23 protein-coding genes, 3 tRNA genes, 1 pseudogene and 1 riboswitch are annotated in these 25,852 nt (G+C 70.9%); of the genes and pseudogenes, 12 read left to right on the top strand and 15 right to left on the bottom strand.

Annotation, left to right across the window (positions count from 1 at the left end; all coding sequences use genetic code 11):
- Positions 1 to 2 precede the first annotated feature (2 nt).
- From BLU20_RS02195 to BLU20_RS02205, 4 genes are all read left to right on the top strand, one after another.
- A complete protein-coding gene (locus BLU20_RS02195; RefSeq protein WP_197675408.1) occupies positions 3 to 851 on the top strand; it encodes a DUF3566 domain-containing protein in 849 nt (282 codons plus the stop codon).
- A 62-nt stretch (positions 852 to 913) separates the two neighbouring features.
- A tRNA-Ile gene (locus BLU20_RS02200) sits at positions 914 to 987 on the top strand.
- Positions 988 to 1,019: 32 nt separating this feature from the next.
- The gene (locus tag BLU20_RS14105) at positions 1,020 to 1,139 is read left to right on the top strand and encodes a DLW-39 family protein (protein ID WP_231959263.1); all 120 of its coding nucleotides are present in this window, start codon (positions 1,020 to 1,022) and stop codon (positions 1,137 to 1,139) included.
- 31 nt (positions 1,140 to 1,170) lie between these two features.
- A tRNA-Ala gene (locus BLU20_RS02205) sits at positions 1,171 to 1,246 on the top strand.
- Positions 1,247 to 1,312: 66 nt separating this feature from the next.
- Here BLU20_RS02205 and BLU20_RS13620 read toward each other — a convergent pair.
- The 3 genes and pseudogenes from BLU20_RS13620 to BLU20_RS02220 all read right to left on the bottom strand — a co-directional run.
- Positions 1,313 to 1,525, bottom strand: a pseudogene (locus BLU20_RS13620) (CueP family metal-binding protein); the annotation flags it as partial.
- Positions 1,526 to 1,631: 106 nt separating this feature from the next.
- Positions 1,632 to 4,148, bottom strand: coding sequence for a heavy metal translocating P-type ATPase (locus BLU20_RS02215; RefSeq protein WP_083371419.1), 2,517 nt, complete (start codon positions 4,146 to 4,148; stop codon positions 1,632 to 1,634).
- A 148-nt stretch (positions 4,149 to 4,296) separates the two neighbouring features.
- Positions 4,297 to 5,337: a hypothetical protein gene (locus BLU20_RS02220; RefSeq protein WP_083371420.1), complete on the bottom strand. Its 1,041-nt coding sequence runs from the start codon at positions 5,335 to 5,337 to the stop codon at positions 4,297 to 4,299.
- Positions 5,338 to 5,467: 130 nt separating this feature from the next.
- On the opposite strand from BLU20_RS02220, the gene BLU20_RS02225 reads away from it, so the two are divergent.
- Together BLU20_RS02225 and BLU20_RS02230 are read left to right on the top strand one after the other, a co-directional pair.
- Positions 5,468 to 6,007 carry a peptidylprolyl isomerase gene (locus BLU20_RS02225; protein WP_029253876.1) on the top strand — a complete coding sequence of 180 codons (540 nt, stop codon included), beginning with the start codon at positions 5,468 to 5,470 and terminating at the stop codon, positions 6,005 to 6,007.
- Between the two features lie 83 nt (positions 6,008 to 6,090).
- Positions 6,091 to 6,894: a rhomboid family intramembrane serine protease gene (locus tag BLU20_RS02230; protein WP_231959264.1), complete on the top strand. Its 804-nt coding sequence runs from the start codon at positions 6,091 to 6,093 to the stop codon at positions 6,892 to 6,894.
- Between the two features lie 71 nt (positions 6,895 to 6,965).
- Here the strand turns inward: BLU20_RS02230 and BLU20_RS14320 are convergent, their stop codons facing one another.
- A complete protein-coding gene (locus tag BLU20_RS14320; protein ID WP_331713067.1) occupies positions 6,966 to 7,478 on the bottom strand; it encodes a cell division protein CrgA in 513 nt (170 codons plus the stop codon).
- Between BLU20_RS14320 and BLU20_RS02240 the strand changes: the two genes are divergently transcribed.
- A complete protein-coding gene (locus tag BLU20_RS02240) occupies positions 7,431 to 8,093 on the top strand; it encodes a DUF881 domain-containing protein (protein WP_083372878.1) in 663 nt (220 codons plus the stop codon). The genes BLU20_RS14320 and BLU20_RS02240 overlap by 48 nt on opposite strands.
- Before the next feature lie 37 nt (positions 8,094 to 8,130).
- Entirely contained in the window at positions 8,131 to 8,796 is a 666-nt protein-coding gene (locus BLU20_RS02245; protein WP_083371423.1) for an aminodeoxychorismate/anthranilate synthase component II, read from the top strand.
- 82 nt (positions 8,797 to 8,878) lie between these two features.
- Here the strand turns inward: BLU20_RS02245 and pknB are convergent, their stop codons facing one another.
- The 7 genes from pknB to BLU20_RS02285 are packed head-to-tail and all read right to left on the bottom strand — an operon-like array spanning position 8,879 to position 18,296.
- Entirely contained in the window at positions 8,879 to 10,954 is a 2,076-nt protein-coding gene (gene pknB, locus BLU20_RS02250; RefSeq protein ID WP_083371424.1) for a Stk1 family PASTA domain-containing Ser/Thr kinase, read from the bottom strand.
- A 3-nt stretch (positions 10,955 to 10,957) separates the two neighbouring features.
- Positions 10,958 to 12,592, bottom strand: coding sequence for a serine/threonine-protein kinase (locus tag BLU20_RS02260; RefSeq protein ID WP_157270251.1), 1,635 nt, complete (start codon positions 12,590 to 12,592; stop codon positions 10,958 to 10,960).
- Positions 12,589 to 14,049, bottom strand: a complete 1,461-nt coding sequence (locus BLU20_RS02265) for a peptidoglycan D,D-transpeptidase FtsI family protein (RefSeq protein WP_083371426.1) — start codon at positions 14,047 to 14,049, stop codon at positions 12,589 to 12,591. Before BLU20_RS02265 ends, BLU20_RS02260 begins: the two co-directional genes overlap by 4 nt.
- Positions 14,046 to 15,812 (bottom strand): FtsW/RodA/SpoVE family cell cycle protein, encoded by a 1,767-nt coding sequence (locus BLU20_RS02270; RefSeq protein ID WP_083371427.1) that lies wholly within the window; start codon positions 15,810 to 15,812, stop codon positions 14,046 to 14,048. Before BLU20_RS02270 ends, BLU20_RS02265 begins: the two co-directional genes overlap by 4 nt.
- The gene (locus BLU20_RS02275; RefSeq protein ID WP_083371428.1) at positions 15,812 to 17,083 is read right to left on the bottom strand and encodes a Stp1/IreP family PP2C-type Ser/Thr phosphatase; all 1,272 of its coding nucleotides are present in this window, start codon (positions 17,081 to 17,083) and stop codon (positions 15,812 to 15,814) included. The genes BLU20_RS02270 and BLU20_RS02275 overlap by 1 nt, the downstream gene beginning before the upstream one ends.
- Before the next feature lie 9 nt (positions 17,084 to 17,092).
- The gene (locus BLU20_RS02280) at positions 17,093 to 17,578 is read right to left on the bottom strand and encodes an FHA domain-containing protein FhaB/FipA (protein WP_029253886.1); all 486 of its coding nucleotides are present in this window, start codon (positions 17,576 to 17,578) and stop codon (positions 17,093 to 17,095) included.
- Between the two features lie 10 nt (positions 17,579 to 17,588).
- On the bottom strand, positions 17,589 to 18,296 hold the full coding sequence (locus BLU20_RS02285; protein WP_083371429.1) for an FhaA domain-containing protein: 708 nt from the start codon (positions 18,294 to 18,296) through the stop codon (positions 17,589 to 17,591).
- Between the two features lie 245 nt (positions 18,297 to 18,541).
- Here BLU20_RS02285 and BLU20_RS02290 point away from each other — a divergent pair.
- A tRNA-Leu gene (locus BLU20_RS02290) sits at positions 18,542 to 18,624 on the top strand.
- A gap of 280 nt (positions 18,625 to 18,904) precedes the next feature.
- Here BLU20_RS02290 and BLU20_RS02295 read toward each other — a convergent pair.
- The 4 genes from BLU20_RS02295 to BLU20_RS02310 all read right to left on the bottom strand — a co-directional run bounded on the left by BLU20_RS02295 (position 18,905) and on the right by BLU20_RS02310 (position 23,281).
- Positions 18,905 to 19,609 carry a hypothetical protein gene (locus BLU20_RS02295; protein WP_083371430.1) on the bottom strand — a complete coding sequence of 235 codons (705 nt, stop codon included), beginning with the start codon at positions 19,607 to 19,609 and terminating at the stop codon, positions 18,905 to 18,907.
- Between the two features lie 10 nt (positions 19,610 to 19,619).
- Positions 19,620 to 19,736, bottom strand: a riboswitch (SAM riboswitch).
- Between the two features lie 295 nt (positions 19,737 to 20,031).
- Positions 20,032 to 22,410, bottom strand: coding sequence for an ATP-binding cassette domain-containing protein (locus tag BLU20_RS02300; protein WP_083371431.1), 2,379 nt, complete (start codon positions 22,408 to 22,410; stop codon positions 20,032 to 20,034).
- A gap of 86 nt (positions 22,411 to 22,496) precedes the next feature.
- Positions 22,497 to 22,892: a DUF302 domain-containing protein gene (locus BLU20_RS02305; RefSeq protein ID WP_083371432.1), complete on the bottom strand. Its 396-nt coding sequence runs from the start codon at positions 22,890 to 22,892 to the stop codon at positions 22,497 to 22,499.
- Positions 22,889 to 23,281: a hypothetical protein gene (locus BLU20_RS02310; protein ID WP_083371433.1), complete on the bottom strand. Its 393-nt coding sequence runs from the start codon at positions 23,279 to 23,281 to the stop codon at positions 22,889 to 22,891. The genes BLU20_RS02305 and BLU20_RS02310 overlap by 4 nt, the downstream gene beginning before the upstream one ends.
- 322 nt (positions 23,282 to 23,603) lie before the next feature.
- On the opposite strand from BLU20_RS02310, the gene BLU20_RS02315 reads away from it, so the two are divergent.
- From BLU20_RS02315 to BLU20_RS02325, 3 genes are read left to right on the top strand one after another with little or no spacing between them, the layout of a single operon-like run.
- Entirely contained in the window at positions 23,604 to 24,134 is a 531-nt protein-coding gene (locus BLU20_RS02315; protein ID WP_083371434.1) for a COG1361 family protein, read from the top strand.
- A gap of 38 nt (positions 24,135 to 24,172) precedes the next feature.
- Positions 24,173 to 24,946 (top strand): signal peptidase I, encoded by a 774-nt coding sequence (locus BLU20_RS02320; RefSeq protein ID WP_172828982.1) that lies wholly within the window; start codon positions 24,173 to 24,175, stop codon positions 24,944 to 24,946.
- Positions 24,943 to 25,815 carry a hypothetical protein gene (locus BLU20_RS02325; protein WP_083371436.1) on the top strand — a complete coding sequence of 291 codons (873 nt, stop codon included), beginning with the start codon at positions 24,943 to 24,945 and terminating at the stop codon, positions 25,813 to 25,815. The genes BLU20_RS02320 and BLU20_RS02325 overlap by 4 nt, the downstream gene beginning before the upstream one ends.
- Positions 25,816 to 25,852 lie beyond the last annotated feature (37 nt).

Here is a 25,852-nt window from a genome sequence, read left to right on the forward strand (position 1 = left end):
GAATGACGACCAACGACCGGCTGAAGACCGACACGCCTCCCCCGCCTCCTGAGCCGAAGGACACCGCCAAGGACGCCGACCTGCCGTTCGACCAGGATGAGTCGGTCGAGCGACCCGGCAGCACGACGACTCCTCCCGGACCCCCGGCGACGACGGAGCAGCCGACGGTCCCGGCGTCGTCGGCCACCGCCGGCGTGAAGTCCTCGGCCGCGAAGGCGGCCGCTGCCGCCATGTCCGTCGCGCGTTCTGCCCGTGACCGGGTGGCCAGCGCGACGGCCGAGGCGCAGGCAGCCCGTCAGGAGCGCTACGGGCAGCGGGAGAACGCCACGGCGTCCTCCGGGGCGCAGGAAGCACCTCAGGGAGCTTCGGCGGGCGCGGAAGGAACGAGCGCGATGCCGGGTGGCGAGCAGCCGGCGTCGTCCCAGCAGTGGAGCGCCGCCGGCACGACCGGCACGGCCACCGCGACGGCTCCGGCCGCCGTCGACGGATCGGTCCGTCGGGTCCGGCTGGTCGTCTCGCGAGTGGACCCCTGGTCCGTCATGAAGCTGGCGTTCCTGATGTCGTTCGCGCTCGGGATCCTCTGGGTTGTCGCCACCGCGATGTTCTGGAGCACCCTCGACGGGCTCGGCGTCTTCACGGAGATCGACGGCCTCGTGCAGAGCATCGTGGGCGAGGAGAACCCGGTCGACGTGCTGCAGTACGTCGCGTTCGACCGTGCACTCTCGCTCGCGGCGCTGATCGCGATCGTGAACCTCGTGCTCCTGACCGCGATCGCCACGATCTTCGCGTTCATCTACAACCTGGTCGCAGCGGCGGTCGGTGGGATACACGTCACACTGACCGACGAGTGATCCGGTTTGGGAACGACGGCTGAGATCAGGTATCGTCAACCGTCGCGCCCTTTGGGGCGCACGGGCCCATAGCTCAGGCGGTTAGAGCGCTTCGCTGATAACGAAGAGGTCGGAGGTTCAAGTCCTCCTGGGCCCACTGCACGGACGATCCGACGGAGGAGAGATCGCATGAAGAAGCTGCTCGTCATCGCACTCGCTGCGGGAGTCGGTTATTTCGTCTGGCGCAAGTACACGGAGAACGCTGAAGAGCGCGACCTCTGGGCCGAGGTCACCGACACGTTCGAGTGACGCGGCAAACCTCGCAGATCGTGCGAGGTGCGGGGCCATGGCGCAATTGGTAGCGCACCTGCTTTGCAAGCAGGGGGTTGCGGGTTCGAGTCCCGCTGGCTCCACCATCGAAGGGCACCGACCGTCGCGGTCGGTGCCCTTCGTCGTGAGGAGGACTGCGGCAGGCCAGGGATCTATGCCGAGAGCTGCATGGTCGTCAGGCACGTCTCCGCGTTCTCGTCGGTCGTGACCGGTGCTGTCGCGCTCCTGCCGTCGTCCATGACGGTCACGCCGACCTCCTTGCCGCCGAGCTCTCCGGTGCACGTCGTGAGCGAGTGCATCGAGCACGGGTGCGTCTCGTCGACGTACGGCGCGACCGAGAGGTAGAACTCGTCGTCGGGCAGGGGAAGGTCGTCTCGTCGTCGTCTGCCAGGAGCACCAGTTCGGTGGGCTGGACCGAGGCCCTGAGACCCGTCGCCCGTGCGTGGAGGGGAGCGGCCTCGAGGGAGGGCGTCAGCCGGCGCGGCGCAGCCGCAGGGAGTTCCCGACGACGATCACCGAGCTCAGTGCCATCGCGGCCCCCGCGATCATGGGGTTGAGCAGACCGGCTGCCGCGAGCGGGATCGCCGCGACGTTGTAGGCGAAAGCCCAGAAGAGGTTCTGCTTGATCACCCGCAGGGTGTCGCGCGAGAGCTGGATCGCGGTCGCGGCGGAGCGGAGGTCGCCCCGCACGAGCGTGATGTCGGACGCCTCGATCGCCACGTCCGTCCCGGTGCCCATCGCGAGGCCGAGGTCGGCCCCGGCGAGGGCTGCGGCGTCGTTCACGCCGTCGCCGACCATCGCGACGGTCTTGCCCTCGGAGCGCAGCCGCGCCACGACGTCGGCCTTGTCCTCGGGCAGGACGCGCGCGATCACGTCGGACTCGTCGATCCCGACGGCGCGGGCCGCGGTCCGGGCGGCGGCCTCGGAGTCCCCGGTGAGGAGGATCGGGTGCAGCCCCAGGTCACGCAGCTGCGCGACGGCCTCGGCGGAGGTCTCCTTCACCGCGTCCCGCAGGACGAGGGCCGCGCGGGCCGCGCCGCCCCACCCGACCACGACGGCGGTGGCACCGGACTGCTCGGCCTCGGCCACGGCGTCGTGAATCTCGGGCGGGACGGTGAGTCCGTCCGCCTCGAGGAGGCTCAGGCGGCCGACGACGACGCGGCGCGCGTTCAGCGAGCCCGTCCCCAGGCCTGTGGACGCGGGGGAGAGGCCCGAGTGCGCCTGGCGGACGACCGCCTCGACGCCCCCGCCAGGGGTGGAGGTGAAGTCGAACGCCTGCAGCGACCCGATGGTGACGCCGTCGCCACCGGTCTGCGCGGTCGGGTCGGCCGTCGTCTCGGCTGCGGCGGCGACGGCCTGCGCGATGGGGTGCTCGCTGAGCGCCTCGACCGCGCCGGCGTGGGCGAGGGCGTCGTCCGCGTCGGTGCCGGGGGCCGGGACGACGGACTCGAGCGCCATCTCGCCGGCGGTGACGGTGCCCGTCTTGTCGAGCACGATCGTGTCGACGCGACGGGTCGACTCGAGTACCTCCGGACCCTTGATCAGGATGCCGAGCTGGGCGCCACGGCCGGTGCCGACGAGCAAGGCGGTCGGGGTGGCGAGGCCCAGGGCGCAGGGGCACGCGATGATCAGGACGGCCACCGCCGCGGTGAAGGCGAACGCCGTGTCGGCGCCGTCGAGCAGCCAGCCGACGAGCGTGAGCACCGCGATCCCGAGGACGATCGGCACGAAGACCGCGGAGATGCGGTCGGCCAGGCGCTGCACCGGGGCCTTGCCGGTCTGCGCCTGCGTGACGAGGCGGCCGATGCGGGCGAGCGTCGTCTCGTCCCCGACCCGGGTCGCACGCACGAGCAGGTGACCGGACGTGTTGACGGTGGCACCGGTGACGTCGGAACCGGGGGAGACGTCGACCGGCACGGGCTCGCCGGTCAGCAGGGAGGTGTCGAGCGCACTGGTGCCCTCGACCACGACGCCGTCCGTCGCCACCGTGGCCCCCGGGCGCACGGTGAAGAGGTCGTCCACGCGGAGGTCGGAGGCGTCGACCGACTCGGTGACGAACCGCCCGTTCTCGCGGCGGGGAGCCCCGTCGTCGTCGGTGAGGACGCGCTCGGCGTCCTTGGCGCCGAGCTCCAGGAGGGAACGCAGCGCGTCCCCGGCGCGACGACGTGAGCGGTGCTCCGCCCATCGTCCGCCGAGCAGGAACGTCGTGACCACGACGGCGACCTCGAAGTAGAGCTCCGGCGGTCCCGTGTGCTCGCGGGAGGGGAGCAGGGAGAACTCCATCTGCATCCCGATCTCTCCGGCGCCGCCGAGCAGAAGTGCCCAGAGCGACCACGCGGTCGCCGCGATCACGCCGATCGAGACCAGGGTGTCCATGGTCGACGCGCCGTGCCGCGCGGCCCGGAACGCCGCGGCGTGGAACGGCCACGCGCCCCACACCACGACGGGGAGCGAGAGCGCGGCGACGACCCACTGCCACCCGGGGAACTGCAGGACGGGCACCATCGAGAGCAGGACGACCGGGACGGCGAGCACCGCGGAGACGAGGAACCGACGTCTGAGGTCGGCTCCGCGGTCCGGGGTCGGCGCGGAGGTGTCCTCGCCCTCGACCATCTGATGCCCCTCGGCCATCGAGTGGCCGGACAGGGCGTGCTCCGTCGGGTCGTGGGTGTCGGCGTGCTCCGGGGCGGAGGTGTGGTCACCGGCGGGCGCGTCGGTCGAGCGGCGTCCGGTGACCCGCGCGGTGTACCCGGCGCGGGAGACGGCCTGGACGAGCGCGTCGTCGGTGACCGGGGCGGTGAGGACCACGTGCGCCGTCTCGAGCGGCAGGTTGACGGTCGCCTCGACACCCTCGACGGCCCCCAGCTTCTTCTCGACGCGGGCGACGCAGGATGCGCAGGTCATCCCGGAGATGGCGAGGTCGACCTCACCGAGGGGGAGGGAGTGCTCGTCCTGCTGCTCGGGTGCGGGTGGGGTGCGGTCTGTCATCGTGACTCCTTGCCATATACCCGTAGGGGGTATCAACACAGTACCCCGTGGGGGTACCTCGATGTCAAGGAAGTGGCGGAGATGCACGAAGGCCGCGCCCCGAGGGGCACGGCCTTCGTCCGAGGGTCGGGCTACACCCGACCCGAGGTCACTTCGTCGACCCGCCCTTGGGGCCGGGCTTCGGGGTCTCGGAGGACTTGGAGCCCGCCGACTTCGCGGCGTCGGAAGCCTTCGCCGCCGTGCCCTGGGCAGCGTCGGCAGACTTCTCCGCAGCATCCTTGACGGCCTCGGTGCCGTCGTCGACGGCGTCCTTGGTCGCGTCGGCGGCGTCGTCCGTCGCGTCCTTCGCGGAGTCCACGGCGCTGTCGGCCGTGCCCCGAGCCTTGTCCGCCACCTTCTTGGTGGCGTCCTTGGCGTCGTCGATCGCGTGGCTCGCCTTGCCGGCGGCGTCCTTGGCGACCGCGGCGGCCTTGTCGGCGGCGTCGCGGCCCTTCGAGACGGCCGTCCCGGCGGCCTCGCCGACCGACTCCGCGGCACGGCCCACCGGTGAGCTCGCGCTCGACGCGGGGACGCTGGCGGGCTCGACCGGGTCGGACCAGGGGTCGTCCGTCGGCTGGGCGCGGCGCCAGAGGACGACGGCGGTCCCGGCGGCACCGACGGCGACGACCGTCCACAGCACCTTGTGGGACTTCTTGTCGGCCTTGGCCGCTTCCTTCTCGGCCTTCTTGGCAGCCTTCTTGGCGGCCTTGCCCGTGGCCTCGACGTTGCTCTGCAGGTCCGCGACGGCGGAGTCGGCAGCGGCGATGGTCGCCTTGCCCGCCTGCTTCGCCGTGTCGCCGGCCTTCTCCGCGGCGGCGTTGACCGACGCGACGAGCTTGGGGATCACCTCGTCACGCAGCTTGGCGTGAGCGCTGTCGATGGCCGGGCCGGCCTTGTCGGCGGCGGCCTCGATGCGCGGCGCCGCGGCGATCACGCTCTCGTTCCATGCCTTCTCGGCACGCGGAGCGGCCCAGTCGCGGGCCGCTCCGGCAGCGTCCTTCGCCTGGTCGGCGAGCTGCCGTGCCGCGGGCCCTGCCTGCTCACGCGCCTCCTGGAACTGGGCTGCGAGCTGTGCGCCCTGTGCCTTCAGCTTTTCCGTGTCGATGGAGGCGGCCGCCGTGCTGGCGGACTTCCGGTTTTTTCCCACCATGGAGCTCCGATCGTTGTGGCGCGGTTATCTTCTACGTCACTCTGCCACTCCGTCCGATACGTCGCACCCGGCATCGGCAACTTGTGACGAATCAGGCCCGGGATCCGCACGCCCGTGCGAGAATGTCGACATGTTTGCGACACTCCACACCTCTGCCGGCGACATCCGCATCGAGCTCTTCGAGAACCACGCACCGAAGACCGTCGAGAACTTCCGTGGTCTCGCCACGGGCGAGAAGGCCTGGACCGACCCGCGCACGGGCGCTGAGAGCAACGCCCCGTTCTACGACGGTCTGATCTTCCACCGCGTCATCGAGGACTTCATGATCCAGGGTGGCTGCCCCCTGGGCACCGGGACGGGTGGCCCCGGCTACACGTTCAACGACGAGATCCACCCGGAGCTGAGCTTCGACCGCAAGTACCTCCTCGCGATGGCGAACGCCGGCTCGCGCCGCAACCCCGTCACCGGAGAGACCGAGGGCACCAACGGGTCGCAGTTCTTCATCTCGACGACGCTGACCCCGTGGCTCAACGGCAAGCACACCATCTTCGGTGAGGTCGCCGACGACTCGAGCCGCGCCGTCGTGGACCAGATCAACGCCGTCCGCACCCGCCCGGGCGACCGCCCGGTCGAGGACGTCACGATCAAGTCCGTCACCATCGAGGACTGATCATCAGCGCGTCCACCCCCGGGGCGCCGCAGGGCACGGGAGAGGTTCCCGTCTGCCCGCGGCACCCCGATCGCCCGTCGTACGTGCGCTGCCAGCGCTGCGGACGGCCGGCGTGCCCCGAGTGCCAACGCCCCGCCGCCGTCGGGGTCCAGTGCGTCGACTGCGTCAAGGAGTCGGCGCGCACCACCCGCTCGGCGCGGACGGTGTTCGGCGGCGAGATCCGCCAGGGCCGGCCGGTGGTGACGCTGACGATCATCGGCATCTGCGTGGTGAGCTGGGTGCTCCAGCTCGCCACGGGCGGGGCGTGGACGGAGCGGTGGTGGTTCGCACCGTCGATCGGTCAGGACGAGCCGTGGACGTTCCTCACGGCCGCGTTCCTGCACTCGACGAGCCCGCTGCACATCCTGTTCAACATGTACGCGCTGTGGATCGTCGGCCAGTACCTCGAGCCGGCGTTCGGCCGGGCCCGGTTCATCACGCTGTACCTGCTCGCCGCGGTCGGCGGGCAGGTGGGTGTCCTGATGCTCGCGAGCCCGTTCGACGACTCGTGGCGCACCGCCGTCGTCGGGGCGTCCGGCGCGATCTTCGGCCTCTTCGGCGCGATCTTCTTCGCCATGAAGAAGTTGGGCCGCAACGCGTCACAGATCCTCGTGCTGATCGCGATCAACCTGGCACTGCCGCTGTTCATCCCCAACATCGCGTGGCAGGCCCACGTCGGCGGGCTGCTGGTGGGCCTCGCGCTCGGCGCGGCCTATGCGTACGCGCCGCGGGACAAGCGGCAGCTCGTGGCCTGGCTGGCACCGGCCGTCGTCGGCGTGGTGCTGCTCGGGCTCACGGTGTGGAAGTACTCGACGGTCCCGTCGATCGGGAGCCTGCTCGGCGCCTGAGAGAACCACAACGGTGTAGTTATCCACAGGTTATCCACCCCTGGGGACGACGGTCCCCGGGGGTGGACTGCCTACTTCCAGCGGGTGGTGAGCGAGAAGCCCGCGATGATGAACGCGAACCCGATCGCGAGGTTCCACTGACCGATCGAGGGGATCGGCAGGTCCATCTTCCCGGAGGTCAGGTAGAAGATGACGATCCACGAGAGGCCGACCAGCATCAGGGTCAGCATGGTCGGGAGCAGCCACGGCGGGTTGACCTCTTCCTTTTTCGACACCGTAGGAACGGTGGAAGGGGCCTTCTTCTTGCGACGCTTGGACTCGGGCACGGGTTCTCCTGCGAGGACTTGACGGATCGGGCGTCGGACGGCGCAACCGCACCGTCGCTCGTCGACTAGCGTAGTGCGCGCGGGCGTAGAGTCCGACCATCCGGCGGAGACCGGGTCGAGGAGGTGGGCAGGGTGAAGAGTCAGCACCTGACACGAGCGCGTGTGCGCAGCGCGCTGAGCGTGTTCGTCGTGCTCGTCATCTGCGGCCTGATGTTCACGGCCAGCGCGAGCCTCGCCAACGGGTCGAGCGACCGCCATGCCGAGAACCTTCCCGAGCTCGTCGCGCAGGAGTCCGAGCGCGTGGCCGACCTCCAGGACGAGGTCGACGACCTCGACGCCGAGATCTCCACGCTCCAGGAGGAGGCGGGCGTCGACGCCACGGACGGGACCTCCGCGGACATGCGCGTCGTCTCCGGCTCGATCGCCGTCGAGGGGGACGGCGTCCGCGTCAGCCTCAACGACGCACCCGACTCCGCGCTGTCGGACGACTACCGTCCTGACGACCTCGTGGTGCACCAGCAGGACCTCCAGGGCTTCGTCAACGCGCTCTGGGCCGGCGGTGCCGAGGCGATGACGCTCCAGGGGCGTCGGGTCGGGCCGACCACGGCGTTCCGCTGCGTCGGCAACGTCCTGATCCTGCACGGTCGCGTCTACTCCCCGCCGTACGTGGTCGAGGCCATCGGCGACCCCGACGCGCTCCGCGCGGGCATGGACGACTCCGACGCGGTCGAGATCTACCGCAGCTGGGTCGACGTCGTCGGCCTCGGGCTGGACATCTCCGACGAGACCGGGCTCGAGATGCCGCGGACCGAGAGCGTCGAGCTCTCCTACGCCCGGCTTCCCGACGACCAGCTCGACGAGGTCGCCTCGTGAGCCACCCACTTCCGTTCCGACCTGAAGGTGCACCACAATGGCGACCGTGAAGGCCCCCAGAATCCTCGTCGTGGACAACTACGACTCGTTCGTCTACACCATCGTCGGCTACCTCGACCAGCTCGGTGCGGAGACCGTCGTCGTGCGCAACGACGCCGTCCCCACCCCGGACGAGGACGGCCGGTTCCGCGACGTCGACGGGACGGTGTTCGACGGCGTCCTCGTCTCTCCGGGCCCGGGCACCCCCCGCGACGCGGGCGCGAGCGAGGACGTGATCCGCGCCTGTGCGCAGTCCCGCACGCCGATGCTGGGCGTCTGCCTGGGACACCAGGCGCTCGCCGAGGTGTTCGGCGGGACGGTGACGCACGCCGAGGAGCTGATGCACGGCAAGACCAGCCGCGTCGAGCACCACGGCGTCGGCGTCCATGCGGGACTCGCCTCACCGTTCACGGCCACCCGCTACCACTCGCTGGCCGTGCTGCGGGAGACCGTCCCGGAGGTGCTCGAGGTGACGTCGGAGACGGCCGACGGCGTCGTCATGGGCCTGCAGCACCGCGACCTCCCGCTGCACGGCGTGCAGTACCACCCCGAGTCGGTGCTGACCGAGGGCGGTCACCGCCTGCTCGCCAACTGGCTCGAGCTCTGCGGCGGCATCGGTGCCGTCGAGCGCTCCGCCGGGATGGCTCCGCTGGTCCGGAGCTAGCCCGGGTCCACCGACGTACGAACGGCCCGCAACCTCCGTGGTTGCGGGCCGTTCGTGCGTGCGGGTCTACCTCGGCGGAGCGTCAGCCGTCCGCGCCGGGCTCCGTCGTGGGATCCGTGTTCGGACCGCCGTCGTCCCCGTTTCCGTTGCCGTTGCCCGGCTCGTCCGACTCGCCGGACGGACCGGTCGAGACGACGATCGTCACGACCGTGCCGACCTCCACCTCGGAACCGGAGCCGGGATCGGTACGGATCACCTGGCCGGCGGCCACCGAGTCGGACGCCTCGGTGGTCACCGTGGAGTTCAGGTTGCCCTCCTGGCGGAGCTTGACCTCGGCGTCGCTCTGGCTCAGCCCCGTGACGTCGGGGACCGTCGTCGTCTCGGCCTCGGGCTCCTCGGCGATCCAGATCGTCACGGTCGTGTCGGCCGTGACGCTGGTGCCCGCGGAGGGGTCCTGCCGGAAGACGTCGCCCGGCTCCTGCTGGGCGCTCTGCTCCGACCGGACCGAGCTGTTCAGGCCGGCGTCGCTCAGCGTGCTCGTGGCCTCGTCCTCGGACATGCCGGTCAGGTCGGGGACGTCGAACTCGCCGGTCGAGAGCGTCAGGTTCACGGTGGCCCCCGCCTCGACCGGGTCGCCCCCGGCGGGGTCGGTGCTGATGACGTGGTCGGCCGCGACGCTACTGCTGTCCTCGGTCGACGTGCTGCCGACCTTCAGACCTGCCGCCTCGATCGCGGCCCGGGCGTCGTCCTGCGACTGGCCGACGACGTCGGGAACCTCGACCGAGTCGGGCCCGGAGGACCAGTACCCGACGATCTCGGCGCCCTTCTCTTGCATCGTCCCGCCCTCGGGAGTCTGCTCGAGGAACGTCCCGGCCTCGGCGTCGTCCGCCCGCTGGCGGTCGTCGAGCGTGAACTCGGCGCCCTCGACACCCTCGACCAGGTCCCGCGCCTCGTCGACCGTCATGCCCTCGCTGATCGCGGGCACCTCGAACTCGGTGGCCTCCTTCTCCCCGCCGAGGAGGAGGAAGGCGACGATCGCGGCGATCGCGACGGCGCCGATGGCGATGAGGGTCCACATCAGACCCTTGCGACTCTTGGGCTCCTCCTCGTCCGGGTCGACGGGCACGGGCTGCGTCCCCGACGTCGGGTTCTGCAGCGCGGTCGCTCCCCAGGGGTTCTCCTGCGTCGCGCCCATGACCTGGGTCGAGTCGGCGGCACCCATCACCTGGGTGGCGGCCCCGGCGGCGCCGGCGGCAGCAGCTCCGGCGGCGACGACGCCGAGCGCACCCGCCGAGATCGCCGTCCCGCGGGAGGCCGCGTCCAGGTCGGCGCGGAACTCGCCCGCGCTCGAGTAGCGGTCGGTGCGGTCCTTCGCGAGGGCCTTGAGCGTGATCCGGTCGAGCACCTCGGGGACGTCGGGGGCGACGTCGGACGGCTTGAGCGGCGTCTCGCGCACGTGCTGGTAGGCGACGGCGACGGGGGAGTCGCCGACGAACGGCGGCCGGCCCGTGAGCATCTCGTAGAAGAGGCAGCCGGTGGAGTAGAGGTCGGAGCGGGCGTCGACGGTCTCGCCGCGCGCCTGTTCGGGGGAGAGGTACTGCGCGGTGCCGATCACGGCCTGCGTCTGCGTCATCGTCGCCGCGGAGTCGGCCATGGCACGCGCGATGCCGAAGTCCATCACCTTGACCGCCCCGGTCGGGGTGATCATGACGTTGGCGGGCTTGATGTCACGGTGGACGATCCCGGCGTGGTGCGAGTACTCGAGCGCGGCCAGGACGCCGGCCGTGATCTCGACGGCCTCCTCGATCGGCACCGACTGACCGTCGCGGACGATGTCCCGGACCGTCTGGCCCTCGACGTACTCCATGACGATGAAGGGCACGTGGACGCTCGCGCCCTGCGTGTCCGTGTGGATGTCCTCGCCCGTGTCGTAGACGGCGACGATGGCGGGGTGGTTCAGCGCGGCGGCAGACTGCGCCTCGCGCCGGAACCGGGTGAGGAAGGACGGGTCGCGGGCGAGGTCGGAGCGCAGGATCTTGATTGCGACCGTACGCCCGAGGCGTGTGTCGTGGCCGATGTGGACCTCGGCCATTCCTCCGCGACCAATGAGTTCGCCGACCTCATAGCGGCCGGCGAGAACTCGGGGAGCGTTCTCCACCTGTCACACGTCCTTCAGTGTTGTCTCGGGGCAGAGCGTCGTCTGACGCTCCGCTACGGTGTGCATCATCCCACTGTCGAGCGGTGAGACGGCATGTCCTGGCAACGATACGGTCACGATTCCGACATCTGAGACTAAATCGTCGGGGGTAGTGAAACGCGCGGCGTCGTCGTCGGCGCCACCCCCGGTCAGAACGGTCGCGAGCACCAGGACGACAAGGATTCCGATCAGGGCCAGCAGCGGCCACGACAGCAATCCTGAGCCCAGACGGAAGCGTTGGCCCGTCGTCGTCGACGTCCGCACAGGCTCCCGCCGCGAGGACCGGCTCGGGGTCGAGGCGGGGCGGCGCGTGGAGTGGTGGACGTCGCGCCGGGTGGGGTACGACGGCGAGTCGGCCTCTCCCTCCGACGCCGAGCTCTTCGGCCGGGGAGGGATCGACGGCGTCTTCTCCGCAGACTTCTCGGGTGCCTTGGCCCGCGCGCGGGTGCGCTGCGCGGCGGGCGCGGGGCGGTCGTCCGGACGACGCCAGGGAGCCGGCGGCCCGCTCTCCTCCGGAGCGACGACGTCGGTCGCCGCGGGAGCCGGAGGGGGCGGCGGCGCGTCGGCCACGACGGCCGCGGCGTCACCGAACCCGGTGCCGTCGGGCTCGACGGCGTGGCGCGGACTCCGCAGGGCCGCGGGGATCGGGATGGACGTGAGCTGCGGGGCGGGGTCGGTCGTCGGGTGCGGGCCGACGTCGGAAGGCCGGCCGGCCATCCCGGCGACGGCGTGCGCGCCCACCGAGCCACGACGGGAACGGCGGCCCCACGGGTCGTCGGCGACGCGCTGCGTCAACTCGTCGAGAGCCTGCCCGACGGCGGCCGCCGTGCGGGGACGCTCGGTGGGGTCCTTCTCGAGCATCTTCATGATCAGCGCGGCGAGGTCGCGGTGCACCGCGGCAGGCAGGGGCGGCACCGCCTCGTTGACGTGCGCCACGGCGATGTCCACCGGGGTCTTGCCGGTGAACGGGCGCCGGCCCGCCACCGACTCGTACGCGACGATCCCGAGCGCGTAGACGTCGGAGGCACCGGTCGCGGCCTGACCGATCGCCTGCTCGGGGGAGAGGTACTGGGCGGTGCCCATCACCATGCCCGTCGCGGTCATCGGCACCTGGTTGGCGGCCAGCGAGACACCGAAGTCGGTGATCTTCACCTCGCCGGACTTGTCCAGCAGGATGTTGCCCGGCTTGATGTCGCGGTGGACGACCCCGGCGACGTGGGCGGCGTGCAGGCCGCGTGCCGTCTGCGCCAGGATCGGCAGCAGGCGGGGGAGGGCGATCACGGGTTCGCGCTCCAGCAGGTCGGCCATGGGTTCGCCGATGACGAGCTCCATCACGAGGTACCCGGACTGCTGCTGCTCGCCGTAGTCGTACATCTGCGCGATGTTCGGGTGCGAGAGCGCGGCGCTGTTGCGTGCCTCGGTGCGCAGGCGTGCGAGGAAGTCCTCGTTGCCCGCGTACTCGGAGCGCAGCACCTTGACGGCGACCTCCCGGTGGAGGGCGCCGTCGTTGGCCACCCAGACCTCACCCATGCCACCGATCGCGATCCGTCGCACGAGGGTGTAGCGCCCCCCGAGGACGAGGCCCTCGGCAGGTGTCATCCGAGAACCGCCTGGATGACGGCGCTGGCGATCGGGGCGGAGACGGAGCCACCGGTGGCCTCGCTGCCCTGGCTGCCGCCGTCCTCGACGATCACCGCGACCGCGACCTGCGGGTTGTCGGCGGGCGCGAACGCGGTGAACCAGGCGTGCGGGTTCTCGGTCCCGTCGCCGTGCTGCGCCGTGCCCGACTTGCCCGCGACCTCGACGCCGGAGATCTGTGCCGCGGTCCCCGTGCCGTCCTCGACGACGCCGAGCATCATCTCGGTGAGCTCCGATGCGGTCTCGGACGAGACGGACTGTCGCAGCGTCTGCGGTGCCGTCTGGCTGACCACGTCGAGGTCCGGCGAGCGCACGGTGTCGACGAGGTAGGGCTGCATCTGCTCGCCGCCGTTCGCGATCGCCGCCGAGGTCATCGCGATCTCGAGCGGAGTGGCGAAGACGTCGCCCTGGCCGATGCCGGCGCGGGCCAGCCCTGCCTCGTCGAGGTCGTCGGTGGCCGGGAACCGGCTGGGCGTGACGGTCATCGGGATGGACAGGTCGGTGTCGTAGCCGAACGCCTCGGCCTGCTCGCGCAGCGCGTCCTCCCCGATCGCCACCGCGAGCTCCGCAAAGGCGGTGTTGCAGGAGATCTCGAGCGCCTCGGCGAGCGTCTGCTCCCCGGAGGGGTCGCACTGCTCTCCGCCGAAGTTCGGCAGGACCGCCGTGGAGTTCGGGTACTGGTAGACGTCCGGGGCCGGGATGACCGTGTCGGGCTCGTAGTCGCCCGACTCGAGCGCGGCCGCGCTCGTCACCAGCTTGAACGTCGAGCCCGGCGGGTAGGTGTCGCCGGCGATGGCGCGGTTGATCAGCGGGTCCGTGTCGTCGTCGACGAGCGCCGAGTACGAGTCGGACGCCGCGCCCAGGTCGTGGTCCGCGAGGACGTTCGGGTCGTAGGAGGGCTTGGAGACCATCGCCAGGATCTTGCCCGTGGCGGGCTCGATCGCGACGACGGCGCCGACCTGGTCGCCGAGTCCGTCCCACGCAGCCTGCTGCGCGGCGGCGTTGAGCGTGAGCTCGACGGACGAGCCCTGCGGGGTGTTGCCCGTCAGCAGGTCCTTGATCCGGGTGAACCAGAGGTCGTCGGCCGTCCCCGAGAGGTAGTCGTCCTCGGCCGCCTCGATGCCGGTGCTGCCGTTGACGAGGGAGTAGAAGCCGGTGACGGGGGCGTAGAGCTCACCGTCGGTGTACTCGCGCTGGTACTGGTACGGGTCGTCCACCGGCTCGGACTTCGCGATCGAGTCGCCCTCGACGACGATCGGGCCGCGGGCGCGCCCGTACTGCTCGTAGATCGTCCGCTTGTTGCGCGGGTCGGCGGAGATGTCCGGGGCGCGGAACACCTGGATGATCGTGGTCGAGACCATGAGTGCGAGCACCATCAGCAGGGCGATGGTCGCCACGCGGCGAATGGGGACGTTCACCGGTCGCTCCCTTCGTCGCGCGTGCTGGGGTCTGTGTCGCGGTCCGACGTCGCCGGGTCAACCTCCGGCGACGGTGCCGTCGTGGTGGGTGGTTCGCCCGACGGCGGGGGCGGAGGGACGGGCGGAGCGGGCGGGACGGTGCCGGGACGGCCGGTTCCCGGAGCGTTGCCGCCGCGGCCTTCCGCGTCGAGGTCGACCGGCCGAATGGCCGCGGTCTCCTCGCTGGCCGACTCGGGCCGCGACGTCGGGCGGACGATCTGTGCCGGACGGCCGGGGCCGCCGGCCGCCGTCGGGACGCCCGCGGTCTGATCGGCCGCCGAGACGCGCACGGGGCCGGGCGGGGCGACGTCGGGCTCGCCGACGGCGTCGACCTCCTCGACGTCCTGCTCGACCGGCGGGTGCCCGGACGCGACCTGCCCGCGGACCGGAAGGGCCGACGGGCGGCGGGCGTTGTCGGAGATCCGCAGCAGCAGGCCGACCACTAGCCAGTTCGCGAGGAGCGACGAACCACCGTGCGCGACGAACGGGAGCGTCAGCCCCGTGATCGGGATGATGCGGGTGATGCCGCCGACGACGACGAAGAGCTGGAGAGCCATGACGAACGCGAGACCGCCGGCCAGGAGCTTGCCGAACCCGTCGCGGACGCCCACCGCCGTGCGCAGACCGCGCTCGATCAGGATCAGGTAGGCGATCAGGATGGCGAGCAGACCGGTGAGGCCCAGCTCCTCACCCAGCGAGGCGTAGATGAAGTCGGAGTACGCGTACGGGACGAGGTTCGGGTACCCGTTGCCCCAGCCGGTGCCGAAGAGGCCGCCGTTGGCCATGCCGAACAGGCCCTGGACCAGCTGGTAGGACGTTCCCTGGTCGTACACGGCGGTGTCGAAGGCGTGCAGCCAGCCGTCGATGCGGGACGAGACGTGGCTGAACGTCGTCGCGGCGAGGATCGCGCCGCCGCCGAACAGCACCATGCCGATCAGCACCCAGCTGATCCGCTCCGTCGCGATGTACAGCATGGCGACGAAGAGGCCGAAGAAGAGGAGCGACGTCCCGAGGTCGCGCTCGAAGACGAGGACGGCCAGTGACGCGAGCCAGATGAGGATGATCGGCCCGAGGTCGCGCACACGGGGCAGGTGCAGCCCCATGAGCTTCGGGCCGGCGAGCGCGAGCGTGTCACGGTTGGTGACGAGGTATCCGGCGAAGAACACCGCGAGGGCGATCTTCGCGAACTCGGCCGGCTGGAGCGAGTTGCCCGCGATCGTGATCCAGATCCGGGCGCCGTTGATCTCCTGGCCGAGCCCCGGGACGAGGGGCAGCGCGATGAGGATCAGACCGACGACCATCGCCGTGTAGGTGTACCGGCGCAGCGTGCGGTGGTCGCGGAGCAGGAAGATGACGGTGGCGGCGACGAGCATCGCGAGAGCCGTCGCGCCCAGCTGCCCGTTGGCGAACGCCTGGTCGGTGCCGCTCTCCTGCTCGCCGAGGTCGGAGCGGTAGATCATCGCCAGGCCGATGCCGTTGAGCCCGACGACGATCGGCAGCATCACCTGGTCGGCGTACGGTGCGCGCCAGCGGAGCAGCATGTGCATGCCGAACGCGAGGACGACGAGGCCCACGGTGTGCACCCAGAACTGGGTGGGCAGGGTCTCGGTGATCCGCAGCGCGACCTGCGCGTAGGCGGTCACCCCGAGCGCGAGCGCGAGGACCAGGAGCCAGAGCTCGGCCCGTCGTCCGGGACGCGCTGCGGTGGGCTCGACGGTGACCATCAGGCATCACCCGTCGTCGGCGTCTCCGTGGGGCTGGGCTCCACCTCGACGGTCGGCGGGATCGCGTTGTCCGCGATACCCGCGGCACGGTCCTCGGCGTCCGCGCGGCTCTTGGCCGGGACCGTCTGCTCGACGCGGGTCTGCAGGTAGTCGGGCAGGTCCGAGACCTCGGTGTCGGTGACGTCGACGGCGGTCGAGAGCTCGAACGAGCCGATGGACGTGGGGATCCCCTGGAACACCGCCACCTTGTCGTCCGAGACACCGACGTAGTACTGCGTCTGCGTCCAGGCGTAGGCCGCCCACGCGGCGGCGGCGAGTCCACCGAGGATCAGCAGCGTGGCGAGGACGGGGACCCATCGGCGACGACGGGGGGTGTCGCGTGCGTCGCTGGCGTCGCCGAGGTCGCCCTCGGGCGACAGCTCCGGCAGCGCGGCAGCGCGCGCGGCGGGACCGTCCTGCGCGACGGTCGCGCGGTTGTGGTCCTTCGCGGCCGAGCCCACCACCTGCGCGGTGGTCCCCGGCCCCGCGCCGTCGGGAAGCCGGTCGAGGTCGACCACGTCGGCGACGACGGCCGTGATGTTGTCCGTGCTGCCCGCGCGGAGCGCGAGCTGGACCAGATGGTCGGCGCACTCGTCGATGTCGGGCACCTCGATCAGGGTCTGCTCGAGCGTCTCGATCGACACGAACCCCGAGAGCCCGTCGGAGCACAGCAGCCAGCGGTCGCCGGCCCGCGCCTCCCGGACGGACATGTCCGGCGTCAGGTCGACGTCGAAGTCGCCGAGCACGCGCATGACGACGTTGCGCTGCGGGTGCGACTCGGCCTCCTCGGCCGTGATACGGCCCGAGTCGACGAGGTGCTGGACGAACGTGTGGTCCGTCGTGACCTGGGCGAGCTCGCCGTCGCGCAGCAGATACGCGCGCGAGTCACCGAGGTGCGCCATCACGAGCTTGTTGCCCGCGCGCAGCATCGCGGTGACGGTGGTGCCCATCCCGTTCAGGTCGGGCTCCTCCTCGCTGCGCTGCACGAGGTCCACGCGCGCCTCGTCGACCGAGCGCTCCAGCTCGGAGAGGGCGTCGTCCGGCCCGTGCGACTCGCCGTCGAGGTGCGCGAGCGCGGCGATGGTCATCGACGACGCCACGTCACCCCCGGCGTGCCCGCCCATGCCGTCGGCGACGACAAGAAGGTGGGGACCCGCGTAGGCGGCGTCCTGGTTGTTGGCACGCACGAGTCCGACGTCGGACCGTGCGGCGTACCGCAGTGCGATGTTCACCGAAAACCGCTATCCCTGGAGTTCCACGACGCTCTGACCGATCTTGACGGGCACACCCAGGGTAATCGGCATCACACCCGAGATTCGCTGGTCCCGGACGAACGTCCCGTTCGTGGAGCCGAGGTCCTCGACGAACCACTTGCCGCCGTCGGAGTAGAAGCGGGCGTGGCGCGACGACGAGTAGTCGTCGTCCAGCACCAGCGTGCAGCCGGGCGCACGGCCGATCAGGATCGGGTGACCGCCCAGCGGGAGTGACGTCCCCCGCAGCGGGCCCGACGTCACGACCAGACGACGCGGCGTGCTCGACAGGGCGCCCGACGGCGTCGGCGGGCCCGACGACGGCGCACCGGAGGCGACCGCGGGCTTGCGCTTGCGCCGCTGGGTGATCCGCGTGCCGTACAGGTCCCGGCGCAGCACACCGACCGCCGAGAGCACGAACACCCACAGCAGCGCCAGGTATCCCAGCTTCAATAGGGTGAACGTCAGCTCGCTCATCGGTGCGTGATCACCACTCCTCGTCGTCGCGGGTGGGCGCGCCGGTCCAGAACATGATCCGCGTGCGCCCGATGGTCAAGGTGTTCCCGTCGAGGAGCGTAGCGGCTGGAACCTGATGACCCTCAACGTACAGGCCGTTCGTCGAGCCGAGATCCGTCGCGACCACACCGTCCCCGGTCACGCGGATCTCCAGGTGCCGGCGGGACACCCCGGCGTCGTCCACCACGATGTCCGCCTCGGAGCCACGGCCGATGACGGTGACCGGGCCCGTCAACAGGTAGCGCTGACCGTCGATGTCCACCAGGGGGTGTCGGGCCCCCGGGGACGACGTCGCGGGCGCCGTCGAGCCGCGGACCGTCGCCGAGGAGAGGGTGAAGCGGCCGGGCTCGAGCTCCGTGTTCTGCTCGAACGTCACGCTCACCGGCCCGACGAACGCATAGTGCTGCGAGGCGGCGTACTCCGTGACGTTGGTGGCAAGCTCGTCGGCGAGCGTCTCCGCGCCCCAGCCGTCGATCTGCGTGTAGTCGTCCTCCGACAGGTTGATCGTGTACTCGTTGGGCACGACCGTCCTGTCGCGGCCCACGACGGCGGCACGATCGTCGACCTCGCGGCGCAGCGCGCTCGCCAGCTCGACCGGCTTGACCTCGGTACGCCCACGCGAGAAAGCGCTGTTGACGGCGCGTTCGACGCCGCGCTCGAAACGATCTAGGACGCCCATGCCACCTCCTCCCGTCGACGCACACGGCGACGACGCCACAGCCGCGCCCACCCGGTGCGGGCGCGGTCCCACTGATCGTAACGACGAGAGCGATCATTGGCCCTCTCGGTGCGACACGAGCGAGACACGGTGTGGTGAAGGTTCTGCGCACGCGCACCGGGCTGTCCTATTTGTCGCACGCACCGGCCGCCCCGCCGGGCTCGATTCAAGGATCAGGCCCGCTGCGTGCTAATCTCCTTCAGCGCGCGCGAGTGGCGGAATGGTAGACGCGCTAGCTTCAGGTGCTAGTGTCCGAAAGGGCGTGGGGGTTCAAGTCCCCCCTCGCGCACAGAGTCGGTCTCCTCCGGGAGATCGCAACGATGAAAGTCCCGACCGGGTCGACCGGATCGGGACTTTCGTCGTTTCTGGGGCGGCCGGTTGGGACCAGCGCCGCAGGTCGAGCTCAACCACCGTCGGTCGAGCCTGTCGAGACCGGGTTTCGACAAGCTCAACCTCCGCAGGTCGAGCTCAACCTCCGTTGGTCGAGCCTGTCGAGACCGGGTTTCGACAAGCTCAACCGCCGTCGGTCGAGCTCAACCGCCGTCGGTCGAGCCTGTCGAGACCTGCCGTCAGCGGAAGCGCAGACGGTGCGCCTGGACCAGGCCGATCAGATCGGCCCCGACGCTCCGAGAGGCGGCGGACAGCCGCTTCAGCGACTCCCGGAACCGGCGTCGGGCGTTCTTCAACTCTTGGTCACTGTCCCAACGACGCAGCATCGCGCCCAGACCCGCGACGGCGGAGAGCGCCTCGGCGTGCACGGCATGGTCTGTCGGCTCGAGTGCCTCGAGCCAGTCGGCGTAGCGCTGTACTCGCTGCTCCATCGCGTCCGAGACGAGACCGCTCCGGCGTAGGTCTCGGACGCCGATCGCCGGCGTCGTCGGCCCGCTACGGGTCGGACGCTCGACGATCGGGACGCCCTGCAGCACCGCCTCGTCGAAGACGCCGTGCACCCGGGCCTTGAGGTGGGCGCGCGCGGCAGCCACGCCAGAATCGTCTCTCACGGACGGGCCGATCAGCCGGTGAAGGATGGTCTGCCGGTCCGCGGGGGACGTCGCGGCCGCGGTGGCCAGATGGTGCGCGAAGTGGTGGCAGACGTTGCATAGCGTTCGGTTCCGGCTGAGCTCGGTCCGGCCCCACGAGCCGACCATGCAGGCCGTGCAGAGCATGCCGTGCTCGATGAGCGTCACGCCCGTTCGTCGTGCCCTCTCGCGACGACGCGCACCCGGCTCGTGTTCAAGGATTCCGTCGATCCGCAGGTAGTACTTCTCCACCATCCGTGGCTCCCTTCGCTCCTTCCCGCCACGGTCGTGGCGGGCCGGTCTTCCTCCTGGGGCACCGTGCGCGGGGTGGCGCGGTTGCCGGACCAGCACGCGGAGGGCGTATCGCTGGTCGCTCTTGACCTGGGGCAGGACGATAGCGGCGGATGGCGGGTGGTGCAAACCGGGACAAGCGGGTCTCGACAGGCTCGACCGACGGGGGTTGAGCTTGTCGAAACCGGGTCTCGGGCTACGGGTCTCGACAGGCTCGACCGGCGGGGGGTCTCGACAGGCTCGACCGACAGGCTCGACCGACGGAGGTTGAGCTTGTCGAAACCGGGTCTCGGTCTACGGGTCTCGACAGGCTCGACCGGCAGGGGTCTCGACAGGCTCGACCAACAGGCTCGACCAACAGGCTCGACCAACAGGCTCGACCAACGTCAGACGACGTAGTCCGCCAAGTGTTCCCCGGTGAGCCCGGCCCGGGCGGCCACGAGGTCGGCCGGCGTGCCCTCGAAGACGACGCGACCGCCGTCGTGCCCGGCGCCGGGGCCGAGGTCGATGATCCAGTCGGCGTGCGCCATGACGGCCTGGTGGTGCTCGATCACGATCACGGACTTGCCGGAGTCGACCAGCCGGTCGAGCAGCCAGAGCAGGTGCTCGACGTCGGCGAGGTGCAGGCCCGTCGTCGGCTCGTCGAGGATGTAGGTGCCGCCCTTCTCGCCCATGTGGGTGGCGAGCTTGAGCCGCTGGCGCTCGCCGCCGGAGAGGGTGGTCAGGGGCTGGCCGAGCTTGACGTACCCGAGCCCGACGTCGGAGAGGTGGCCGAGGATCTTCGCGGCGGCGGGGACGCGCGAGGCCCCGGTGCTGAAGAACTCGGAGGCCTCGGCGACGGAGAGCTCGAGGACCTCGCTGATGTTCTTGGCGCCGCCCGCGGAGTCGTCGTCGCCGAGGGTGTACTCGAGGACGGAGGCCTGGAAGCGTCGGCCCTCGCACTCCTCGCAGACGGTCTCGACGCTGGCCATCACCCCGAGGTCGGTGTAGATCACGCCGGCGCCGTTGCAGGTGGGGCAGGCGCCGTCGGAGTTGGCGCTGAAGAGACCGGGCTTCACGCCGTTGGCCTTGGCGAAGGCCTTGCGGATGGGGTCGAGCAGGTTGGTGTACGTCGCGGGGTTGGAGCGCCGCGACCCGCGGATGGGGTCCTGGCCGACCGACACGACGTCGGCGCCTGACGGGATCGACCCGTGGATCAGCGAGCTCTTGCCGGACCCGGAGACGCCGGTGACGACGACGAGCACGCCGAGCGGCACGTCGACGTCGACGTCCTGGAGGTTGTGCATCGAGGCGCCGCGGATCTCGAGGGTGCCCGACGGCGTGCGGACAGCGTCCTTCACCGAGGCCCGGTCGTCGAGGTGGTGGCCGGTGAGGGTGTCGGAGCCGCGCAGCCCGTCGACGGTGCCCTCGAAGCAGATCTCGCCGCCGGCGGTCCCGGCGCGCGGGCCGAGGTCGACGACGTGGTCCGCGATCGCGATCATCTCGGGCTTGTGCTCGACGACGAGCACGGTATTTCCCTTGTCGCGGAGCTGGAGCAGGAGGGTGTTCATCCGGTCGATGTCGTGCGGGTGCAGGCCGATCGACGGTTCGTCGAAGACGTATGTGACGTCGGTGAGCGACGACTCGAGGTGGCGGATCATCTTCACGCGCTGCGCCTCGCCGCCCGAGAGCGTCCCCGACGGGCGGTCCAGGCTCAGGTACCCGAGGCCGATGGTCACGAACGACGCGAGCGTCGCGCGCAGCGCCTCGATCAGCGGTCCGAGCGACGGCTCCGCGAGGTCGTCCATCCAGGTGGCGAGGTCGCTGATCTGCATCGAGCAGAGGTCGGCGATGTTCTTGCCGCGGATCTTCGACGACCGCGCCCCGGCGTTCAGGCGCGTCCCGTCGCACTCGGGGCAGTCGGTGAACGTGACGGCACGGTCGACGAACGCCCGGATGTGCGGCTGCATGGCCTCGCGGTCCTTGCTGAGCATCGACTTCTGGATGCGCGGGATCAGGCCCTCGTAGGTCATGTTGATGCCGGCGATCTTCATCCGCACGGGCTCGTGGTGCAGGAAGTCCGCGAGCTCCTGGTCCGTGTACTCCCGGATCGGCTTCTCCGGGTCGACGAACCCCGACTCGCGGTACAGGCGCATGTTCCACCCGCCGGCCGTGTATCCCGGGACGGTGATGGCGCCGTCGGCCAGTGACTTCTCGTCGTCGTACAGCTGGGTGAGGTCCAGGTCGGTGACCGTCCCCATGCCCTCGCAGCGGGGGCACTGCCCTCCGGTGATCGAGAAAGACCGCCGCTCCTTCTCGGTCTTGCCGCCCTTCTCGAAGGTCACGGCCCCGGCGCCGCTGATGGAGGCGACGTTGAACGAGAACGCCTGCGGCGAGCCGATCTGGGGGTCGCCGAGGCGGCTGAAGACGATCCGCAGCATCGCGTTCACGTCCGTGACGGTGCCGACCGTGGACCGCGAGTTGGCCCCCAGGCGCTCCTGGTCGACGACGATCGCGGTGGTCAGCCCGTCCAGCACGTCGACGTCGGGGCGCGCCTGGGTGGGCATGAAGCCCTGCAGGAACGCGGAGTAGGTCTCGTTGATCATCCGCTGGGACTCGGCGGCGATGGTGCCGAACACGAGCGAGCTCTTGCCGGAGCCCGACACCCCGGTGAACGCGGTCAGCCGTCGCTTGGGCAGCTCGACGCTGACGTCCCGCAGGTTGTTGACACGTGCGCCGCTGACCCGGATGAGGTCGTGCGCGTCGGCGGGGTGCGGGGTCGGCATGGTTACTCCCTGGTCGGCGAGGTGCGGCGAGTCGCTGCCATTGTCGTCCGACGTCGCGGGGTTGACGAGCGGAAGCGGCCCCGGGGCTATCTCGGCGTGTGGATCGAGTCGAGCGCGGCCCGGAGGCGCTGCTCGGCGTCTTCGGCGACCGTGCGGAGCTCGTCGTCGTCCGCGACGGACATCATCGCGTGCGGGTCCACGGCTTCGACCACCGTCGTCCCGCCGTCGGCCCGGACGACGACGTTGCACGGCAGGAGGGTGCCGACCGACGGGTCGGCCTGCAGCGCGCGGTGGGCGAGCGGCGGGTTGCAGGCGCCGAGCACCAGGTACGGCGGCATCTCGACCCCGAGCTTGGTGCGGAGGGTCGCGGCCATGTCGATCTCGGTCAGGATGCCGAACCCCTGAGCGGCCAGAGCCTCACGGACGGAGGCGACGGTCTCGTCGAACGGGGTGGGCACGGTGGTGGTGAGCGTGTAGGTCATGGTGTTCCTCCGGTGGTCGGTTGCGGGGACGTCGGGCACGACGTCGCTGTGCCGGCCCGTCGTCGGACGAGACCGAACGTCGTGGCCAGGACAGCGACGAGAGCCATCGAGGCGCTGAGCGGCGCCGACCCGAGGAGCAGGGCGGGCAGGAGCACGGTTCCTGCGGCGACGACGTCGCACGGTCCGCACCCCAGGGTGCTCCGCCAGGCCTCGCCGCGCTCGGGGACGTAGGACGCGAGGATCGCGCCGCCGAGGCCGGCGCTGAGCGCGACGAGCGCGAGGTGGACGAGGCCGCCGGTGCCCCCGCTGACGCCGAGGTACCAGGCGAGCAGGACGGCGGCGGCGAGGGTGCCGGCGATCAGCCGTCGGGGGGAGGGTCGGACGGCCATCGTGCTCCTCCGAGTCGGGGTGGGCTGACCCTGTCTACGTTATACCCCAAGGGGTATGGTGTCGACCGTCTGGGGTCCGGCGCGAGGCTCGGGGCGGCGTGCGTGCGGAAAGAGTGTGAACGTCGGGTCAATGTTTGTGAAGAAAGGTGCAATCCCCAGGATTGCAGTCCTCAGCGGACCTACAGTGAGTCCTGACGTCCCGCCACGACGCGGAAATCTGCGAGCACCGCTCCGGCGTCAGGCCGATCCCGTCGACACCGCGGACCGACCGCCACACCTCGACGACCCGGCCGCACCACGGCCGTGGCTGATTGGAGAACCCATGAGCACGCACACTCCCGCCCACGGTGCCGAGTCCAACGACCGCCGTCGTACCGGCGCCAAGATCGCCCTCGCGGCCCTCGCCATCGGCGGGATCGGGGCAGCCGTGACCACCGCGGCCTGGACCGACGACGTCTGGATGACGTCGGGCGCCAACGCCGCGAGCTTCGAGCTCGAGGGCAGCGTCGACGGCGAGACCTGGTCCGAGGCCGACGACGAGTCGACCGCGATCGTCATCGACAAGTCCGAGCTGGGGGAGCTCGTCCCCGGCGAGACCCGCACCGTCGAGCTGCAGCTCCGCAACGCCGGCAGCACCGACGCGAACCTCGCGGACGCGACGGTGTCCACCACCGGCGAGGTCTTCGCCGGTGACACCCCCGCGACCGCCGAGGTCGACTCCGTCGCCGGCACTGTCCTCGCGCCGGGCGAGACGACGACCGCCGACCTGACCGTCTCCACACCGGTCCTGTGGCCCGACGAGTACCAGGGCGACACCGGCAGCATCGTCATCACCTTCACCGCCCAGTCCTGACCCACCCGCCGCTGCACCGACCCCCGGAGGAGGAACCCGTGCGCAAGCTCCTGCGCGTCGTCGGGAACCTCCTGCTGGGGGTCCTTGCCGTCGTGGGCATCCTCAGTGCCCTGACCTGGGGCGCGACCGCCGCCGGGCTGATCCAGCCCGTCGTCGTGGTCTCCGGGTCGATGGAGCCCGAGATCGCCGTCGGCGACCTCCTGATCGACCGCCCGACCGACACCGACGACGTCGAGGTCGGTGACGTCGTCACGATCCCCAGCGACCTGACGGGCTCTCTCGTCACCCACCGGGTGATCGAGATCGAGCACCACGACGACGGCGGAGCCACCATCCGTATGCAGGGGGACGCGAACGAGCGCGAGGACGTCGAACCCTACGAGGTCGGCGACGAGGTTCTCGCACCCGTCGCGCAGGTCCCCGGTGCCGGGCGTTGGCTCGCGCTGCTGAAGCAGCCCGGCGTCGTCATCGGGCTGCTCGTCGCCGTGGCCGCGTGCATCGGGCTCACGATGTTGCCGCCGAAGTCCGTTCCGCCCGTCGAGCCTGGCCCGCCGGTCGAGCCTGGCCCGCCGGTCGAGCCTGGCCCGTCCGTCGAGCTTGTCGAGACGAGGGACGGGGTCTCGACGAGCTCGACCGCCGGCCGCTCGTCCGTCGAGCCTGTCGAGACGACCGTCGGGGTCTCGTCCGTCGAGCCTGTCGAGACGCGGGTCGGGGTCTCGACGAGCTCGACCGTCGGGGTCTCGTCGAGCTCGACCGTCGGGGTCTCGTCGAGCTCGACCGCCGGGGTCTCGACCGACGGCGCGCGGCGATGACCCGCCGCATCCGCGCCGGTGCGTGGTCCGGTGCAGCCCTGCTCGCGATCCTCCTGTCCCTGCTCCTGGCGCGGACGGTCGCTCCCACCGAGGCCGCCTGGGTCGACGCCGCCGTGGTGTCCTCCTCGGCGAGCGCCGGGACGTGGAGCTCGGGTGGTGGCGAGGGCGGTGAGGGCCCGTTCACGCCCGGGAACGCGGACACCGTGATCACCGACGTTGCGTGGACGATCCGGAGCGCGACGCAGTTCTGTGCGGACGTCGAGATCACCACGGACAGCACCGACGAGGTCGCCTGGGCGATGGACGTCGACACCGCGGCCGCGCCCTTCAACTCGTCGTTCCCGGACGAGCTCCAGGGGGCCGTGGGGCCGGGTGGCGCGAGCCCGGGCGACGTCGTGACCGTCTCGGGGACCGACGGCGGGGAGGGCGCGCCGTTTGACGAGATGTGGAACAACGCGCTGATCAGCGCGGGCCAGACCGCCACGGTGCACGTGTGCGACTACGCGGCGGGGCTCCCGTCGGTCGTCGATCCCGGTGACGACACCTATACGTACACGACCGCGTTGACGGGGAGCAGTCAGTACAACGTGTGCGCCGTGACGACGGTGGAGGGGCACTCGGACCCGTTCTACGTGGGGTGGGAGGTCGTCCTCGACTGGTCGGACACCCTCGACGCTCAGGTCGCGGCGGGGGAGATCACCCAGGCGCAGGCCGACGACCTGGCGTCCGTGGACCTGACGCGCTGGGACGCATCCGGGGCGGTGGACGTCACGCAGGAGGGCGACGTGTACACGGTGCACGGCGCGACGGCCGAGAACGCGGCGGTCGTGGACGGCCAGAGCCTCACGGTCAAGGGCTGCGCCTCCTGACGGCGTCCGGCCCGACGGGGCTGCGTCCGTGGCACGA

Source organism: Paraoerskovia marina, assembly GCF_900105445.1.
Classification (GTDB): domain Bacteria; phylum Actinomycetota; class Actinomycetes; order Actinomycetales; family Cellulomonadaceae; genus Paraoerskovia; species Paraoerskovia marina.

Coding starts and splice junctions, on each gene's coding strand:
- BLU20_RS02195 (WP_197675408.1), top strand. CDS start 3: ATGACGACCAACGACCGGCTGAAGACCGACACGCCTCCCCCGCCTCCT.
- BLU20_RS14105 (WP_231959263.1), top strand. CDS start 1,020: ATGAAGAAGCTGCTCGTCATCGCACTCGCTGCGGGAGTCGGTTATTTC.
- BLU20_RS02215 (WP_083371419.1), bottom strand. CDS start 4,148: ATGACAGACCGCACCCCACCCGCACCCGAGCAGCAGGACGAGCACTCC.
- BLU20_RS02220 (WP_083371420.1), bottom strand. CDS start 5,337: ATGGTGGGAAAAAACCGGAAGTCCGCCAGCACGGCGGCCGCCTCCATC.
- BLU20_RS02225 (WP_029253876.1), top strand. CDS start 5,468: ATGTTTGCGACACTCCACACCTCTGCCGGCGACATCCGCATCGAGCTC.
- BLU20_RS02240 (WP_083372878.1), top strand. CDS start 7,431: ATGTTCACGGCCAGCGCGAGCCTCGCCAACGGGTCGAGCGACCGCCAT.
- BLU20_RS14320 (WP_331713067.1), bottom strand. CDS start 7,478: ATGGCGGTCGCTCGACCCGTTGGCGAGGCTCGCGCTGGCCGTGAACAT.
- BLU20_RS02245 (WP_083371423.1), top strand. CDS start 8,131: ATGGCGACCGTGAAGGCCCCCAGAATCCTCGTCGTGGACAACTACGAC.
- BLU20_RS02260 (WP_157270251.1), bottom strand. CDS start 12,592: ATGACACCTGCCGAGGGCCTCGTCCTCGGGGGGCGCTACACCCTCGTG.
- BLU20_RS02270 (WP_083371427.1), bottom strand. CDS start 15,812: ATGGTCACCGTCGAGCCCACCGCAGCGCGTCCCGGACGACGGGCCGAG.
- BLU20_RS02280 (WP_029253886.1), bottom strand. CDS start 17,578: ATGAGCGAGCTGACGTTCACCCTATTGAAGCTGGGATACCTGGCGCTG.
- BLU20_RS02285 (WP_083371429.1), bottom strand. CDS start 18,296: ATGGGCGTCCTAGATCGTTTCGAGCGCGGCGTCGAACGCGCCGTCAAC.
- BLU20_RS02295 (WP_083371430.1), bottom strand. CDS start 19,609: ATGGTGGAGAAGTACTACCTGCGGATCGACGGAATCCTTGAACACGAG.
- BLU20_RS02300 (WP_083371431.1), bottom strand. CDS start 22,410: ATGCCGACCCCGCACCCCGCCGACGCGCACGACCTCATCCGGGTCAGC.
- BLU20_RS02305 (WP_083371432.1), bottom strand. CDS start 22,892: ATGACCTACACGCTCACCACCACCGTGCCCACCCCGTTCGACGAGACC.
- BLU20_RS02310 (WP_083371433.1), bottom strand. CDS start 23,281: ATGGCCGTCCGACCCTCCCCCCGACGGCTGATCGCCGGCACCCTCGCC.
- BLU20_RS02315 (WP_083371434.1), top strand. CDS start 23,604: ATGAGCACGCACACTCCCGCCCACGGTGCCGAGTCCAACGACCGCCGT.
- BLU20_RS02325 (WP_083371436.1), top strand. CDS start 24,943: ATGACCCGCCGCATCCGCGCCGGTGCGTGGTCCGGTGCAGCCCTGCTC.